The sequence below is a fragment of the Pseudomonas sp. ACM7 genome, from assembly GCF_004136015.1.
GTDB classification, from domain to species: Bacteria; Pseudomonadota; Gammaproteobacteria; order Pseudomonadales; family Pseudomonadaceae; genus Aquipseudomonas; species Aquipseudomonas frigoris.
In genome coordinates, this window is the sequence record NZ_CP024866.1 from 4,797,748 (window position 1) to 4,813,043 (window position 15,296).

A 15,296-nucleotide genomic window follows, 5' to 3' on the forward strand; every position below is an offset into this window, starting at 1 on the left:
CCCTATGTCCGCCGCGCTCGCTATGCTGCTGAATCCTTTAATCGATCGCGGACCCGGCCGTACCTGAGCCGCCTCTGGGATGTCATTAGAAAACGGATCAGATGCGATGAATGCACCACTGAATGAATTCGGCCCGATCAAGGCCGTGATTTTCGATATGGACGGCTTGTTGCTGGACACCGAGGGCATTTACACCGAAGTCACGTCGATGATTGCCGCGCGTTACGGTCGTGTCTTCGACTGGAGCGTCAAACAGAACATCATCGGCCGTGGCGCGGGTGATCTGGCGCGTTATGTGGTTGAGGCGCTGGACCTGCCGATCACCGCCGAAGAGTTCCTGGTGATCCGCGAACCGCTGATGCGCGAGCGTTTTCCTACAGCGCTGGCGATGCCTGGCGCACAGGAGCTGGTTCGGCATCTGAAGGCGAACAACATTCCGATCGCGGTGGGCACCAGTTCTTCGCGTCAGTCGTTCGGCCAGAAAACCACCTTGCACCGCGACTGGTTCGCACTGTTCGATTTCATCGTGACGGCCGATGATCCGGAAGTCGGCGCGGCCAAACCGGCGCCGGACATTTTCCTCACGGCGGCGCGGCGCCTGGGTGTTGCGCCTGAGGATTGCCTGGTGTTCGAGGATTCGCCGTTCGGTGTCACGGCGGCGAAAGCGGCAGGAATGACCGCGATTGCGATCCCGGATGCGGCGATGGCTGATGAAAAATACGCACACGCCGATGGCATTCTTCGTACGCTGAAGGCGTTCAGACCGAGCGCATTCGGCCTGCCGGCGCTTGAATGGGCTTGACGACAGACATGTGGGAGCGGGCTTGCTCGCGAAAGCGTTGTGTCAGTCGACATTAATGTTGGCTGATATTCCCTCTTCGCGAGCAAGCCCCACACACATTTGATTTGCGTTTGGCTGACCCGTATCAGGCGCCGAAACCACCGTCGATGGTCAGGCTGGCACCGGTGATGTAGCCGGCTTCCGGCCCCACGAGGTAGGCGACGAAACTGGCGATTTCTTCCGCTTTGCCGTAACGACCCACTGCCATCAACGGGATCAGGCTTTCGGCGAAGTCGCCACTGGCCGGGTTCATGTCAGTGTCGACCGGGCCCGGCTGCACGTTGTTGATGGTGATGCCACGCGGGCCGAGGTCGCGCGCCAGGCCTTTGGTCAGGCCGACTAGCGCCGACTTGCTCATGGCGTATGGGCCACCACCGGCAAAGGGCATGCGGTCGGCGTTGGTGCTTCCGATGTTGATGATGCGACCGCCTTCTGTCATGTGTTTGGCTGCGGCCTGGGTGGCGATGAATACGCTGCGCACGTTGATCGCGAGGGTCTGGTCGAAGTCTTCGAGTTTGAAATCTTCCAGCGGTGCAACGGCCAGCACGCCAGCGTTGTTGACCAGAATGTCCAGGCGGCCAAAGGCTTTTACGGTGGCGGTCACGGCGTTGCGGATGGCCTCGGCGTCGGCGCTGTCAGCCTTGATGGCGAGGGCTTTGCCGCCGTTACCGGTGATGCTGTTTTGCAATTCTTCGGCTTTGGCCGTGGAGCTGACGTAGGTGAAGGCGACTGTCGCGCCTTCAGCGGCCAGGCGTTTGACGATGGCGGCGCCGATACCGCGGGATCCGCCTTGAATCAAAGCCACTTTGCCGCTGAGGTTCTGAGTAGTCATATCGATCTCCAAAGTCCCGAGGCGAGATGCGTCGGTTGATGGAGCCTAGTATCGATTCAGGATTGCCGGCTGTGTAGACGGTAATTGCGATAGTCTGTGTAAACCAAAAGTTTATAGTGGCGCTTATGGAAACCTTCAGCAGTATCGAATGCTTCGTGCGCAGTGCCGAGGTCGGCAGCTTCGCCGAAGCCGCGCGTCGCCTGAGTCTGACCCCGGCGGCGGTGGGCAAGAGCGTCGCCAAACTTGAGGCGCGGCTGGGTGTGCGGCTGTTTCAGCGCAGCACTCGCAGCCTGACGCTGACTGAAGCGGGTCATGTTTTTCTCGGCGAAGTGAGTTCCAGTCTTCACACGATCCAGAATGCCGTGGCCAATCTGGCCAGCGCCGAGGGGCTACCAGCGGGGACGTTGAAGGTCAGCATGGGCACGGTGTTTGGGCGTTTGTACATCGTGCCGTTGCTCGGGGAGTTTCTGCGGCGCTTTCCGGCGATCAACCCGGACTGGCATTTCGATAACCGTCAGGTTGATCTGATCGCTCAGGGGTTCGATGCGGCGATTGGTGGGGGATTCGAGCTGCCGCAGGGGGTGGTGGCGCGCAAGCTGACCCCGGCGCATCGGGTGTTGGTCGCTTCAGCCGACTATCTTGCAGGGCGTGAGGTGATTGCCGAGCCCGATGATCTCAAACATCATGATGGCATCCTGATTCGATCGCCACAGACAGGTCGTGTGCGTTCCTGGCAATTGACCAGTCGCACCCAGCAACACAGCCCGCTGACGCTCAAGGCGCGGATGACCATGAGTGATTCGGAGGCGGCCTGCGCCACGGCCGCCCAAGGATTGGGCATTGCGCTGGTGAGCATGCCGTTTGCCGTGGGCTATCTGGAGGCCGGGACCTTGCAGCGGGTGCTGCCGGACTGGTATGTCGACGATGGCAACATTTCGATCTATTACGCGGAGCACAAACTGCTGCCCGGCAAGACCCGGGCGTTTGTGGATTTCATCATTGAGCAGTTTGCGGAGCAGGGGTTGGGGCAGCGGTTTAGTGCGCTCTGAGTCTGATTCAGGACCGAGGTGTTGCCATCGCGAGCAAGCTCGCTCCCACATTGGATCTGCGGCGTTCACAAGTCCCCTGTGGGAGCCGAGCTTGCTCGCGATGAACGATAACGCGGTCTACCGCCCGAAACGCCCGGGCCAGCCAATAATTTTCTTCGGCCGCGGCGTCGCATAAGTCCGCACCTTGGATGTCGACAAGCCCAACCGCACCAACGACTCGGCGATGGTCACCGCCGCCGTCACGCCATCCACCACCGGCACGCCAGTGCGCTGCCGAATCTGTTCATCCAGCCCGGCCATCCCCCCGCAGCCCAGGCAAATCACCTCCGCCTTGTCTTCCAGTACCGCCAATTCTGCCTGACGAATAATTGCCTCCAGCGCACGCTCAGGATCGGATTCCAGTTCCAGCACCGCCAAGCCACTGGCCCGCACAGACGCGCAACGGTCCCAGAGTCCGGACAGTTTGAGGCGATCCTCGATCAGCGGCACGGTGCGGTCCAGCGTGGTGACCACCGAGTAGGCATGGCCGAGGAACATTGCCGTGCTGGCCGCCGCATCGGTGATGTCCACCACCGGCACGTTGAGCAACTCCTGCAAACCCTCGCGGCCGTGTTCACCGTAACCGGCCTGGATCACGGCATCGAAGGGTTGGTCGTAGGACATCACCCGGTCTATCACCGCGATAGCGGCCAGGTAACTTTCGAAATTGCCTTCGATGGAGTCAGCACCGAAGTAGGGCGTCAGGCCGATGATTTCCGTGCCCGGCGCGGCCACGGACTGAGCCGAACGGGCGATGGCCTGGGTGATGGACTCGGTGGTGTTGACGTTGACCACGAGAATTCGCATGGGAAGTCCTTATAGCGGGTGGTTCTGCGGCCCGAAGGTGCCGGGCCACGAGGGGATTAATGGCTGACGTTATCGACGGCGATGGCTTCACCGCTGACGTCTGCGTAATGGGGCTGCCGTTTGGCGATGATCAGGTAGAGCATCCCGGCAATCCCGGCACCAATCAGCCAGGAGAAGGGCGATACGCTGTCGAAGCCCGGTACCAGCGCCAGGACGATAGCGATCAGCGCGGCAGGAATGAACGCCGCGACGGCGCGTAAATTGACTCCGCGGCTGTAGTAATAAGCGCCGTTAGGGTCTTCGCTGTACAACTGCGGCACGTTGACCTGACCTTTTCGTACGAGCCAGTAGTCGACCATGATCACCCCGTACAAAGGGCCGAGCAGGGCGCCGAGGCCGGACAGGAAATACACGATCACCAGGGGGCTGTTGTAGAGGTTCCACGGCAGGATCAGCACCGCGATGGTCGCGCTGATCAGGCCGGCGCGGCGAAACGTCAGGTATTTGGGCGCCAGGTTGCTCAGTACGAAGGCCGGTGCGACGAAGTTGGCCATGATGTTCACCGCCACGGTGACGATCAGGAACGCCAGGCAACCGAGCACCAGAAAGAAGGTGTTGGGAATCGAGGCGATGATCTCGGTCGGGCTTTCGATAATCCGGCCATTGATCTGAAATTGCGCGCCACAGAGCAGGACGGTGATGCTGGCGAACACCAGAATATTCACCGGCAGGCCCCAGAAATTGCCGACCTTGATGGTCTTGCGGCACGGCGAAGAACGGGCGAAGTCGCAGAAGTTGAGGATCAGCGTGCCGTAGATCGACAGCCACAACGCACCACCGGCAAAGATGTTGCGCCACATCTCGCCGCCGGTCAGCGGTTCGCGGATCGACCAGGCGATGGTCGCGTTGGCCTGAAAGTACATCCACCCGGCGAGGGCGGCGACGGTCAGCAGAATCACTGGCCCGGCGAACGCCTCGTAGCGCCGCACCATTTCCATGCCATAGGCGAGAATCGCCAGTTGCACGAACCAGATCGCCACGAAGCACACCCAGCCCAGGCTCGATAGACCGAGGATCGAGTTGTGGTCGTAGTCCGCGAAGCCGGGATGAACCGCGATCAGCAGCACCCGAAAGACCACCGAGGCCAGGTAGGTTTGAATTCCGAACCAGGCGATGGCGATAACGGCGCGGATCAATGCAGGAATTTGCGCCCCGTGAATGCCGAAACTGATCCGGCTGATGACAGGAAACGGCACGCCGGTCTTTTGCCCCATGTAGCCGGAGAGGTTCATGAAGCAATACACCAACGCCGCGCCGATCCCCAGGGACAGCAGGATTTGCCAGCCGCCCAGTCCGAGGGCATACAGCCCGATGGCGAATGAGTAATTGGCGATGTTGTGAACGTCGTTGGTCCACAGGGCGAAGATGCTGTAGCGGCCCCAGCGTCGACCTTCGGCCTTGGTCGGCGCCAGGTCCTTGTTGTGCAGGCGAGGGCTGAGTACGACGGGTTCTTGAAACGTTTGGTCGTGAGGGGGTGAAGTGGGTGGGAAGGAGGGCAGATCCAGCGCGATGTTGTTATTGGAGAGGCTAGTACGCATTCCGGCAGGCTCCGAGCTTGGCGTCGCGATGACTGTGCATGAGCGTCGGCTCGACAAATCTTCGTCGCGGGCAGTCAGCATCATTGGTTACGGGGCATCTGCAGCCTGTACGGGATAGGGCGCTTCAGGCTTGCGGATCTAAAGTGTGTGTATGTTTTGATGTGATTGTATACAAAACATGTATGCACTTAAGCCAGATCCATGCCAGTCAGCGATCTATGAATTTCGCTATTAATTTCGTTTTGTTATCTGTATGCGATAAGTATCTGAAATAAAGGCGATATAAATTGACTGTTTGAACAGGTATTTATTTTTCAGAGGGATGTGTATGAAAGGTCGACTGAGGGAGTCAGGGCAGGGGCGTGTAACTTTTTGGGGCGCTTAAATGAAAAGTGCACACACAAATGGCGCCTATGGTGACATTCGTGTGTACACATTTTTGGAGCCGATCATAGAACCTGTGGGAGCGGGCTTGCTCGCGAAAGCGTTGTGTCAGTCGACATCAATGTTGGATGTCAGTCCGCTTTCGCGAGCAAGCCCGCTCCCACATTGGATCTCACAAGGCTCAAGATTACGCCTTGGATTTGCTGATGATGTTGCCCGCATGCAGCCCGCATTCTTTCTGCGTCGCTTCTTCCCACCACCAACGACCTTCGCGCTCGTGCTGGTTTGGTAACACCGGGCGGGTGCAGGGTTCGCAGCCGATGCTGATGAACCCGCGCTCATGCAGGCTGTTGTACGGCAGCTCCAGCATGCGGATGTAGCCCCAGATCTCTTCACTGGTCATTTGCGCCAGTGGGTTGAATTTGTACAGGGTGCGTTCTGGGGTGGAGAACGCGGTGTCGATTTCCAGCACGGCGACGGCGCTGCGTGTTCCAGGGCTCTGATCCCGGCGCTGACCGGTGGCCCAGGCCGTCACACCGGAGAGCTTGCGACGTAGTGGCTCGATCTTGCGGATGCCGCAGCATTCGCCATGGCCGTCCTTGTAGAAACTGAACAGGCCTTTTTCCTTCACGAAAGGTTCGAGCTTGGTGTAGTCCGGCGACACCAGTTCGATGTCGATCTTGTAGTGCTCACGCACCTGATCGATGAAGCGATAGGTCTCGGGGTGCAAGCGGCCAGTGTCGAGGCTGAACACTTTGACGTTCTTGTTCAGCTTCCAGGCCATGTCTACCAGCACCACGTCTTCGGCGCCGCTGAAAGATATCCACAGGTCATCGCCAAACTCGGCGAACGCGAGTTTCAGGATGTCCTGGGCGGATTTGTTGGCATAGGTCGTGGCGAGTTCCACGACATCGAACGATGGGCTCATCAGGGCGGCTTCCTACAGGTCGGTGGCGCTGGGCGCTCTATATGTGGCTGATGGTAACAAAATCCTGCAGCGACTGGCGCGCCCTATGCGTTGCACCGGTCAGCCTGAGTCGCTAGAGTTCGGCAGTCTTTTTGGCTCGCTCGACTCAATAATCAATACAAATGGGAGTGTCTTGTGGAAATTGCCTGTCTGGATCTTGAAGGTGTGCTGGTCCCGGAAATCTGGATCGCCTTCGCCGAAAAAACCGGGATCGAGTCCCTCAGGGCTACCACCCGGGACATCCCCGACTACGACGTGCTAATGAAGCAGCGTCTGCGGATTCTCGACGAGCACGGCTTGAAACTCACCGACATCCAGGAAGTGATCGCCACGCTGAAGCCGCTGGAAGGCGCCATCGAGTTTGTCAACTGGCTGCGTGAGCGCTTTCAGGTGGTGATTCTGTCGGACACATTCTATGAGTTCTCCCAGCCGTTGATGCGTCAACTGGGCTTCCCGACCTTGCTCTGCCATCGTCTGATTACTGACGATTCCGGTCGGGTGACGAGCTATCAGTTGCGTCAGAAAGATCCCAAGCGCCAGTCGGTTTTGGCCTTCAAGAGCCTTTACTACCGGGTGATCGCGGCGGGGGATTCCTACAACGACACCACGATGTTGGGTGAGGCAGATGCAGGGATTCTGTTCCATGCGCCGGACAATGTGATTCGCGAGTTTCCGCAGTTCCCGGCGGTGCATAGTTTTGAAGAGCTGAAGCAGGAATTCATCAAGGCTTCGAATCGGGCGTTGAGTTTGTAGTCGTCTGGGAGGACGTCATCGCGAGCAAGCTCGCTCCCACAGGGATCGGTGATCACCTGTGGGAGCGAGCTTGCTCCGGGCGGCGTTCCGACGATGCTTTTAAAGGCTCTGCAAGGTATCGAGCAGTACTTTTACCTTGGTAATCGATTCCTGATACTCGGCCTGCCACTCGGAATCCGCGACGATCCCGCCACCGCCCCAGCAACACACCTGCCCATCCTTGACCAGCAAACTGCGAATCGCGATGGAGCTGTCCATCTCGCCGCGCACGTCCAGATACAGCAAAGACCCGCAGTACAACCCGCGACGCGTCGGCTCCAGCTCGTCGATGATCTGCATCGCGCGAATTTTCGGTGCGCCGGTAATCGAGCCGCCAGGGAAGCTGCCAGCGATCAGGTCCAGCGCGTCCCGGTCATCTGCCAGTTCTCCGGTGACACTGCTCACCAAGTGATGCACGTTCGGGTAGCTTTCCAGGCTGAACAACTCCGGCACCCGCACCGAACCGATACGGCACGTACGGCCGAGGTCGTTGCGCAGCAGGTCAACGATCATCAGGTTTTCTGCGCGGTCCTTGGGGCTGGCCAGCAGTTCGGCGGCGTTTGCCGCATCTTCGGCAGCGGTCAGTCCGCGAGGGCGGGTGCCTTTGATCGGGCGGGTTTCCACATGGCGTTCGCTGACTTTGACGAAGCGTTCTGGCGACAGGCTCAACACCGCACCGCCGTCGGGCAAGCTTTGAAAACCGGAAAACGGCGTCGGGCACGCCGCCCGCAGCGCGCAATACGCGGCCCATGGATCGCCCTGGCACTGCGCGCGGAAACGCTGGGCGAAGTTGACCTGGTAACAGTCGCCGGCCTGGATGTAATGCTGAATGCGTTCTAGCGCGTGGCGATACTCGTCAGCGCTAAGGTCTGCCTTCATCGGGGCTTTCAACTTGAAAGACTCGACTGCTTCAGCCGTCGGCTCACTGAATAGCGTGATCAGACGCTGACGTTCGCTGTCGATCAGCGACGGGTGGAAGACCAACTGACTTGTACTCAGTTGGTGATCGCTGATCAGCGCCCAGTCATACAGCCCGAAACGTGCGTCGGGCAATTGCAGATCGTCCTGCGCCTGACTCGGAAGATTCTCCAGATGCCGACCGAAGTCGTAGCTCAGGTAACCGATGAGGCCGCCAGCGAAGGGCAAGTTGCAAGGAACAGCCGCTTCACCGAGTCGTGTCAGATTGTCGCGAAGGCGTTGCAGGAAATCGCCGCCACTTTCGTCAGGCAGTACCGCTATTTGCTCCAGTGGCCAGGCACTGAGCAAGTCGTAGCGGCCGCGATCGGCGGTTGGTCGACCACTGTCGAGCAGCACGGCACCGGGGGCATGACGAATCGCCGCGAAGTACTCGGCGGGGTTGGCGCGATAGGGAAGCGGGTGTACGGAACAGGTCAACATGGGCGGGGCAGATCAGCCATCGAGGCGGGGTGGCGATTGTAGTCCCCTCGGGGAATTGCTCCTAGAGGGGATGTCGGGGATTGGTAGATTGGGGGCAATGGGTGAGAGACAGGTCAGCCCTCAACGGCCGGAATATGCCCAAACATCTCCTGAACAAACTCCACTCGCTCCCTCACCGTCTCAGTAATCCCGCGAGCCTTCATCTCCTCCAGGCGCGCTTCGACCGCATGGGTGCGCAACGTCAGCCCGCAATCATTGGCAATCTGAATGTTCAGCCCAGGCCGGGCGTTGAGCTCAAGAATCAGCGGCCCTTTCTCCTGGTCCAACACCATGTCGACACCGATATAACCCAGCCCGCACAGCTCGTAGCAGCCGGCGGCGAGCTTCATGAAACCGTCCCAGTAGGGCAGTTGCACGCCGTCCACCGCGTTGGTGGTGTCCGGGTGTTTGTTGATGATGTTGTTCAGCCAGGTGCCGCGCAACGTCTGCCCGGTCGCGAGGTCAACACCGACGCCGATGGCGCCCTGGTGCAGGTTGGCCTTGCCGCCGGACTGGCGCGTCGGCAAGCGCAGCATGGCCATCACCGGGTAACCCAACAGCACGATGATGCGGATGTCCGGCACGCCTTCATAGCTGATGCTTTTGAAAATCTGGTCCGGGATCACCCGGTATTCGATCAGCGCGCGGTCGCGGTGCCCGCCCAGGGAATACAGGCCGGTGAGGATGCTCGAGATATGGTGCTCGAGCTCCTCATGGTCGATGATCTTGCCGGACACTGTGCGATAGCGCCCCTCGAACCGGTCGGCAACCACAATGATGCCGTCACCGCCCGCGCCCTGGGCCGGTTTGATCACGAAGTCGTTGCGCCCGCCGATGATGTCGTCGAGGTTGTCGATTTCTTTCTCGGTGGAGATCACGCCATACAGTTCCGGCACATGAATGCCGGCGGCGATCGCGCGCTCCTTGGTGATGATCTTGTCATCGACGATCGGGTACAGACTGCGCTTGTTGTACTTGAGCACGTAGTCCGCGTTACGCCGATTGATCCCCATGATGCCCCGGGCTTCCAGGGCCTTCCAGGTTTTCCAGAAGCCGAACATCAGGCGTCAGCCTTCTTCAGGAAAGCCTTGAAACGCACCAGTTCGGTCAGGCGGTAGCCGCGATAGCGACCCATGGCCAGCATGAAGCCCACCAGAATCAGCAGGATCGCCGGGAAGGTGAACACGAAGTAAATTAGCTCTGGCACGGTCATGATCAGGTGCGCCAGAGACGCAGCGAACAGCGTACCGATCGCCACTTTCATGGCATGGCCGGAACCGCGTTCTTCCCAGGTAATCGACAGGCGTTCGATGGTCATCGTCAGAATTACCATCGGGAACAGCGCTACCGACAACCCGCGTTCCAGGCCGAGTTTATGGCTGAGCAGGCTGATCGTCGCGATCAGCACCACCACGAAGGTCAGTACCACCGACAGTCTCGGCAGCATTTGCAGCTTCAAGTGTTCAAGGTAGGAGCGCAGCGACAGGCCCAACGCAGTGATGATCGTAAACAGCGCGATACCGAAGCCGAGCTGGGTTTCCCGGAACGCCAGGGCGATCAGCACCGGAGTAAAGGTGCCGAGGGTCTGAATGCCGATCAGGTTGCGCAGGATCAGGATCACCAGCACACCGATCGGGATCATCACCATGATCATGAAGGTCTGCTGGGTTTGCAGCGGCAGGCCGTACAGCGAGTATTCGAGGAAGTTGGCGTCGGTGTTTTCGTCAGTCAGCTTGGCCAGGCGAATCGCGTTCATTTCGCTGTTGTTCAGGCTGAAGGTCACGTTGGCCTTCTTGCCACCATCGACGGTGATCAGGTTTTCGTCGCCGGTCCACCACAGCAGGCGGTCGGTCGGCAGGCCCTGTTCACCGGTTTCCGGGTTGAAGTACAGCCAGTCGGTGCCGTTGAAGCTGCGCAGCCAGAGTTCAGGTATTTGCGGTTGGTCGGCCACCAGGCGAATGGTGTGGACCTTTTCTATCGGCACGTGGGCGATGGACAGTACCAGCTCGACGATTTTGGCTTTGTTCGCGGTGGATGGATCGCCACCCAGCAGCAGTTTCACATTGTCGTCGCTAAGGTTGTTGACGCGCTTGATGGCTTCGCCGATGAAGGTTTCGACGTCGGCCGAGTGCTGGCGGATCGGTGCGAGCAGGGCTTCGGCGGCGATTTTTTCCGCGCCTTCGACGGCGATGCTGTCGCGGAAGGTTGGCCCTTTGATCTTGGATTTTTCACCGGTGTAGCGCTTGGTCAGAACCAGGCGGTAATAAAGCGTTTGATTGCCCTTGGCCCGACGTGCCGACCAGGTGACTTTGCGGTTGCCGTCGGCACGGTTCACGGCCACGCCGTAGTTATTGGAAATGAAGCTCTCGTTGAGGCTGACGTAATCGCGGCTCAGCGGCGGCACGAACATCTGGATCTTGACCGGGTCCTTGGCACTGGCGACGAACTCGACTTTGGCGTCGATGTTCCACAAGTCGTCGGTGGCGTCTTCGGTCACGGGAATGCCAAGCACGAAGATTTGATAGGCCGTAACTGAAATGCCCAGCACCACCAGGATGGCGATCAGGAATTTCAGGTGAAGGGTAAGAGAGCGCATTGGAATTACTCTGCGGTATGAGCGTCGGTGGCGCAGGCGGGTTTGCCAGCAGCGTATTTAAGACTGGGATCAACCAGCGCGTCGAAGCGTTTGAGCGCGTCGGAGCCGATCAGGAGCGGGTATTGGAAGGCGCTGCGGTCGGTTAGGTTCACTTCGATGCTACGTAAAGCCGAACCCATGCAGATATCCAGCTCGATCACCGGACGGGCGGTGTATTTCTTGCCTTCTTCCGGGTCGTAGTCGCCGGCCCGGCGCTTGATCTTGCTGACGCGGGCCAGTGGCCGTTCGATCGGGTGCGAGTGAGCGGTGTCGATCGCCAGGTAAAAACGCACCCAGGACTCGCCATTGCGTTTGAAGCGTTTGATGTCTCGGGCGCTCAGGGACGCGGTTTTCGCCCCGGTGTCGAGTTTGGCGGCGACCTCCAGGTTGATACCGTCCAGGGAGGCGTACTCATTGAGGCCGTACACGGTCTTTTCCCCCGCCGCGGCGAAACCGGGCAGGCAAATAAGGTAAAGGAACGTCGGGAAGGGCTTGAGTCTCATAAATCCTGGTGCGCAGCGGTCCGTACTTCGATTCAAGACCCTGGCATCGCTGCGCAAGCTCCCTCGTATGCCTATCAGCTGTTTATGACAAGCAGTGCAGATGTCACAAACAAATGCGGGCGGCATTCTAGCACGGTGGTTTTATGGCGCCAGCGCCGGGGGGCGGCTATAAACAGGGAGGGCTGCGTCGTTATGGTGCAGTCGGTTATTAGACGATTGTCGACAATACCTATTTATCCTTTGACTAAAAGGTCTGTATTCGCTAGTTTTTGCGGCATCAGCTTTCAAGGTGTCGACAATATGCTGGATCAACTCGATCCCCCAGTCATTGCCCAAGACGATTCGGAGACACTTTCCGAGAACGTCTTCCGGCGCATTCAGGCGGCCATCGTCAAGGGCGAGATTGCCCCGGGCAGCAAGATCTCCGAGCCGGAACTGGCGCGCACCTATGGCATCAGCCGCGGGCCGCTGCGTGAGGCGATCCACCGTCTGGAAGGCCAGCGCCTGCTGGTTCGTGTGCCGCACGTCGGCGCGCGGGTAGTTTCGTTGAGCCATGCCGAGCTGCTGGAACTCTACGAAATCCGCGAATCCCTCGAAGGCATGGCCTGCCGTCTGGCGGCTGAACGCATGACCCTCGAAGAAATCGACGAACTGCGCCGGGTCCTCGAAACCCATGAGCGCGATGCGGCGTTTCAGGCCGGTGTCGGCTACTACCAGCAGGAAGGCGATTTCGACTTCCATTACCGAATCATCCAGGGCAGCGGCAACCGCACCCTGACTCAGATGCTCTGCGGCGAGCTCTATCAACTGGTGCGCATGTACCGCATCCAGTTTTCCACCACGCCCAATCGCCCGCGTCAGGCCTTTGCCGAGCACCACCGAATTCTCGACGCCATCGCCGACCGTGACGGTGAACTGGCCGAGTTGTTGATGCGCCGCCACATCGGCGCCTCCAAACGCAATATCGCTCGTCACTACCAGGACGGCGCAAACCAGACAGCCACTGAACGAGGTGAGTCATGAGTTCCAACAAGAGCACTCCAGGCCAGCGATTCCGCGATGCGGTCGCCAGCGAACATCCGCTGCAAGTGGTCGGCGCGATCAACGCCAATCACGCGCTGCTGGCCAAGCGCGCCGGGTTCAAGGCTATTTATCTGTCGGGTGGCGGGGTGGCTGCCGGCTCCCTCGGCGTGCCGGACCTGGGCATCACCGGCCTGGACGACGTGCTGACCGACGTGCGCCGCATCACTGACGTCTGCGACCTGCCGCTGTTGGTGGACGTGGACACCGGTTTCGGTTCTTCGGCGTTCAACGTCGCGCGCACCGTCAAGTCGATGATCAAGTTCGGCGCGGCGGCGATTCACATCGAAGACCAGGTCGGCGCCAAGCGCTGCGGTCACCGTCCTAATAAAGAGATCGTGTCCCTGCAGGAAATGGTCGATCGGATCAAGGCAGCCGTTGATGCGCGCACCGATGACAGCTTCGTGATCATGGCCCGTACCGACGCCCTGGCGGTGGAAGGTCTGGAATCTGCGCTGGATCGCGCCGCCGCGTGTATCGAGGCTGGCGCCGACATGATCTTCCCGGAAGCCATCACCGAACTGGACATGTACAAGCTGTTCGCCAGCCGCGTGAAAGCGCCAATCCTGGCCAACATCACCGAATTCGGCGCGACGCCGCTGTACACCACCGAGCAACTCGCCGCTGCTGATGTGTCGCTGGTGCTGTACCCGCTGTCGGCGTTCCGCGCGATGAACAAAGCCGCAGAAAACGTCTACACCGCAATCCGTCGTGACGGCACGCAACAGAACGTCATCGACATCATGCAGACCCGCATGGAGCTTTACGATCGCATCGACTACCACACCTTCGAGCAGAAGCTCGATGCGTTGTTTGCGGCGAAGAAGTAATGACGAACGCACACTTGTAGCAGCTGCCGAGCCTGCGAGGCTGCGTTCGAGGCCGAAGGACTCGCAAAACCTGGCGACCGCGTATGCAGGTTTTACGACTGCTGCGCAGCCGAACGCAGCCTCGCAGGCTCGACAGCTGCTACGAAAACAAGATAACCGTGTAGAAATTGCAGATTCCCTAACAAATTCAAGATTGGAGACAGCAATGGCCGAAGCAAAAGTACTCAGTGGCGCCGGGCTCCGTGGCCAGGTTGCCGGGCAAACCGCACTGTCCACCGTGGGCCAGTCGGGCGCAGGCCTGACCTATCGTGGCTACGACGTTCGCGAACTGGCGGCTGACGCACAATTCGAAGAAGTGGCCTACCTGCTGCTGTACGGCGAACTGCCGACCAAAACACAACTCGCCGCTTACATCAGCAAACTGAGCAAGCTGCGCGACCTGCCGCAAGCGCTCAAAGAAGTGCTGGAACGCATCCCCGCCGACGCCCACCCGATGGACGTGATGCGCACCGGTTGCTCGTTCCTGGGCAACATCGAGCCGGAGAAAGACTTCTGCGAACAACACGACGTGACTGACCGTTTGCTGGCCGCGTTCCCGGCGATCATGTGCTACTGGTATCGCTTCAGCCATGACGGCAAACGCATCAGCTGCGTGAGCGACGAACAATCCATCGGCGGCCACTTCCTGCACCTGCTGCACGACAAGAAGCCGAGCGAGTTGCACGTCAAAGTGATGAACGTTTCGCTGATCCTCTACGCGGAACACGAGTTCAACGCCTCGACGTTCACCGCACGGGTTTGCGCCTCGACCCTGTCGGACATGTATTCCTGCGTCACGGCGGCTATTGGCTCGCTGCGCGGTCCGCTGCATGGTGGCGCCAACGAAGCGGCGATGGAAATGATCGAGCGCTTCAGCTCGCCGGAAGAGGCGATCAAAGGCACCCTCGGCATGCTCGAGCGCAAGGACAAGATCATGGGCTTCGGTCACGCGATCTATAAGGACAACGATCCGCGCAACGAGGTGATCAAGGGCTGGTCGAAAAAACTCGCTGACGAAGTGGGCGACACCGTGTTGTTCCCGGTTTCCGAAGCCATCGACAAGACCATGTGGGAACAGAAGAAGCTGTTCCCGAACGCCGACTTCTACCATGCGTCGACGTACCACTTCATGGGCATCCCGACCAAGTTGTTCACACCGATTTTCGTTTGCTCGCGCCTGACCGGCTGGGCGGCGCACGTGTTCGAACAACGCGCCAACAACCGCATCATCCGCCCGAGCGCCGAGTACGTCGGCGTCGAACAGCGCAAGTTCGTGCCAATCGAACAACGCTGAATGGTGGGGGCTGACCACGCAGGTTGCTGAATGAACCGGGAACCATTGTGGGAGCGGGCTTGCTCGCGAAGACGGACTGACATTCAACATTGATGTCGACTGATACACCGCATTCGCGAGCAAGCCCGCTCCCACATTTGACCGAGTTCATTTCAGCGTCGGCGAAAGG

General features: G+C 59.5%; 14 protein-coding genes. 6 read left to right on the plus strand and 8 right to left on the minus strand.

Features of this window, described 5'->3' with window-relative positions:
* Positions 1–106: 106 nt before the first annotated feature.
* Entirely contained in the window at positions 107–802 is a 696-nt protein-coding gene (locus CUN63_RS22840) for an HAD-IA family hydrolase (protein WP_129442750.1), read from the plus strand.
* Positions 803–926: 124 nt separating this feature from the next.
* Here CUN63_RS22840 and CUN63_RS22845 read toward each other — a convergent pair whose 3' ends face one another.
* Positions 927–1,673 (minus strand): 3-oxoacyl-ACP reductase family protein, encoded by a 747-nt coding sequence (locus CUN63_RS22845; RefSeq protein WP_008146002.1) that lies wholly within the window; start codon positions 1,671–1,673, stop codon positions 927–929.
* A 125-nt stretch (positions 1,674–1,798) separates the two neighbouring features.
* On the opposite strand from CUN63_RS22845, the gene CUN63_RS22850 reads away from it, so the two are divergent.
* Entirely contained in the window at positions 1,799–2,722 is a 924-nt protein-coding gene (locus CUN63_RS22850) for a LysR family transcriptional regulator (protein ID WP_129442751.1), read from the plus strand.
* 117 nt (positions 2,723–2,839) lie between these two features.
* Here CUN63_RS22850 and CUN63_RS22855 read toward each other — a convergent pair whose 3' ends face one another.
* From CUN63_RS22855 to CUN63_RS22870, 3 genes are all read right to left on the minus strand, one after another.
* Positions 2,840–3,568, minus strand: coding sequence for an aspartate/glutamate racemase family protein (locus tag CUN63_RS22855; RefSeq protein ID WP_129442753.1), 729 nt, complete (start codon positions 3,566–3,568; stop codon positions 2,840–2,842).
* 56 nt (positions 3,569–3,624) lie between these two features.
* On the minus strand, positions 3,625–5,166 hold the full coding sequence (locus CUN63_RS22860; protein WP_129442755.1) for an NCS1 family nucleobase:cation symporter-1: 1,542 nt from the start codon (positions 5,164–5,166) through the stop codon (positions 3,625–3,627).
* 571 nt (positions 5,167–5,737) lie between these two features.
* The gene (locus CUN63_RS22870) at positions 5,738–6,478 is read right to left on the minus strand and encodes a phosphoadenylyl-sulfate reductase (RefSeq protein ID WP_008042297.1); all 741 of its coding nucleotides are present in this window, start codon (positions 6,476–6,478) and stop codon (positions 5,738–5,740) included.
* 174 nt (positions 6,479–6,652) lie between these two features.
* On the opposite strand from CUN63_RS22870, the gene thrH reads away from it, so the two are divergent.
* Positions 6,653–7,270 carry a bifunctional phosphoserine phosphatase/homoserine phosphotransferase ThrH gene (gene thrH, locus CUN63_RS22875; RefSeq protein ID WP_129442758.1) on the plus strand — a complete coding sequence of 206 codons (618 nt, stop codon included), beginning with the start codon at positions 6,653–6,655 and terminating at the stop codon, positions 7,268–7,270.
* Between the two features lie 99 nt (positions 7,271–7,369).
* Here thrH and pabB read toward each other — a convergent pair whose 3' ends face one another.
* The 4 genes from pabB to CUN63_RS22895 form a co-directional block, all read right to left on the minus strand.
* Positions 7,370–8,707, minus strand: a complete 1,338-nt coding sequence (gene pabB / locus CUN63_RS22880) for an aminodeoxychorismate synthase component I (RefSeq protein WP_129442761.1) — start codon at positions 8,705–8,707, stop codon at positions 7,370–7,372.
* A 113-nt stretch (positions 8,708–8,820) separates the two neighbouring features.
* Positions 8,821–9,807 (minus strand): alpha-L-glutamate ligase-like protein, encoded by a 987-nt coding sequence (locus CUN63_RS22885; protein WP_129442764.1) that lies wholly within the window; start codon positions 9,805–9,807, stop codon positions 8,821–8,823.
* Entirely contained in the window at positions 9,807–11,342 is a 1,536-nt protein-coding gene (locus tag CUN63_RS22890; protein ID WP_129442767.1) for an inactive transglutaminase family protein, read from the minus strand. The genes CUN63_RS22885 and CUN63_RS22890 overlap by 1 nt, the downstream gene beginning before the upstream one ends.
* A gap of 5 nt (positions 11,343–11,347) precedes the next feature.
* Positions 11,348–11,884, minus strand: coding sequence for an ATP-dependent zinc protease (locus tag CUN63_RS22895; RefSeq protein ID WP_129442770.1), 537 nt, complete (start codon positions 11,882–11,884; stop codon positions 11,348–11,350).
* 303 nt (positions 11,885–12,187) lie between these two features.
* Here CUN63_RS22895 and CUN63_RS22900 point away from each other — a divergent pair, with 303 nt between their 5' ends.
* From CUN63_RS22900 to prpC, 3 genes are all read left to right on the plus strand, one after another.
* Complete coding sequence (locus tag CUN63_RS22900) at positions 12,188–12,907, plus strand: GntR family transcriptional regulator (protein ID WP_177327884.1); 720 nt, start codon at positions 12,188–12,190, stop codon at positions 12,905–12,907.
* Positions 12,904–13,794 carry a methylisocitrate lyase gene (gene prpB / locus CUN63_RS22905; protein ID WP_129442772.1) on the plus strand — a complete coding sequence of 297 codons (891 nt, stop codon included), beginning with the start codon at positions 12,904–12,906 and terminating at the stop codon, positions 13,792–13,794. The genes CUN63_RS22900 and prpB overlap by 4 nt, the downstream gene beginning before the upstream one ends.
* A 205-nt stretch (positions 13,795–13,999) precedes the next feature.
* On the plus strand, positions 14,000–15,127 hold the full coding sequence (prpC, locus tag CUN63_RS22910) for a 2-methylcitrate synthase (RefSeq protein WP_129442775.1): 1,128 nt from the start codon (positions 14,000–14,002) through the stop codon (positions 15,125–15,127).
* The last annotated feature ends 169 nt before the right edge of the window (positions 15,128–15,296 follow it).

What these genes read in the sequence shown, in the direction of transcription:
- CUN63_RS22840 (WP_129442750.1), top strand. Translation starts at nt 107, where the DNA reads ATGAATGCACCACTGAATGAATTCGGCCCGATCAAGGCCGTGATTTTC.
- CUN63_RS22845 (WP_008146002.1), bottom strand. Translation starts at nt 1,673, where the DNA reads ATGACTACTCAGAACCTCAGCGGCAAAGTGGCTTTGATTCAAGGCGGA.
- CUN63_RS22850 (WP_129442751.1), top strand. Translation starts at nt 1,799, where the DNA reads ATGGAAACCTTCAGCAGTATCGAATGCTTCGTGCGCAGTGCCGAGGTC.
- CUN63_RS22855 (WP_129442753.1), bottom strand. Translation starts at nt 3,568, where the DNA reads ATGCGAATTCTCGTGGTCAACGTCAACACCACCGAGTCCATCACCCAG.
- CUN63_RS22860 (WP_129442755.1), bottom strand. Translation starts at nt 5,166, where the DNA reads ATGCGTACTAGCCTCTCCAATAACAACATCGCGCTGGATCTGCCCTCC.
- CUN63_RS22870 (WP_008042297.1), bottom strand. Translation starts at nt 6,478, where the DNA reads ATGAGCCCATCGTTCGATGTCGTGGAACTCGCCACGACCTATGCCAAC.
- pabB (WP_129442761.1), bottom strand. Translation starts at nt 8,707, where the DNA reads ATGTTGACCTGTTCCGTACACCCGCTTCCCTATCGCGCCAACCCCGCC.
- CUN63_RS22885 (WP_129442764.1), bottom strand. Translation starts at nt 9,807, where the DNA reads ATGTTCGGCTTCTGGAAAACCTGGAAGGCCCTGGAAGCCCGGGGCATC.
- CUN63_RS22890 (WP_129442767.1), bottom strand. Translation starts at nt 11,342, where the DNA reads ATGCGCTCTCTTACCCTTCACCTGAAATTCCTGATCGCCATCCTGGTG.
- CUN63_RS22895 (WP_129442770.1), bottom strand. Translation starts at nt 11,884, where the DNA reads ATGAGACTCAAGCCCTTCCCGACGTTCCTTTACCTTATTTGCCTGCCC.
- prpB (WP_129442772.1), top strand. Translation starts at nt 12,904, where the DNA reads ATGAGTTCCAACAAGAGCACTCCAGGCCAGCGATTCCGCGATGCGGTC.
- prpC (WP_129442775.1), top strand. Translation starts at nt 14,000, where the DNA reads ATGGCCGAAGCAAAAGTACTCAGTGGCGCCGGGCTCCGTGGCCAGGTT.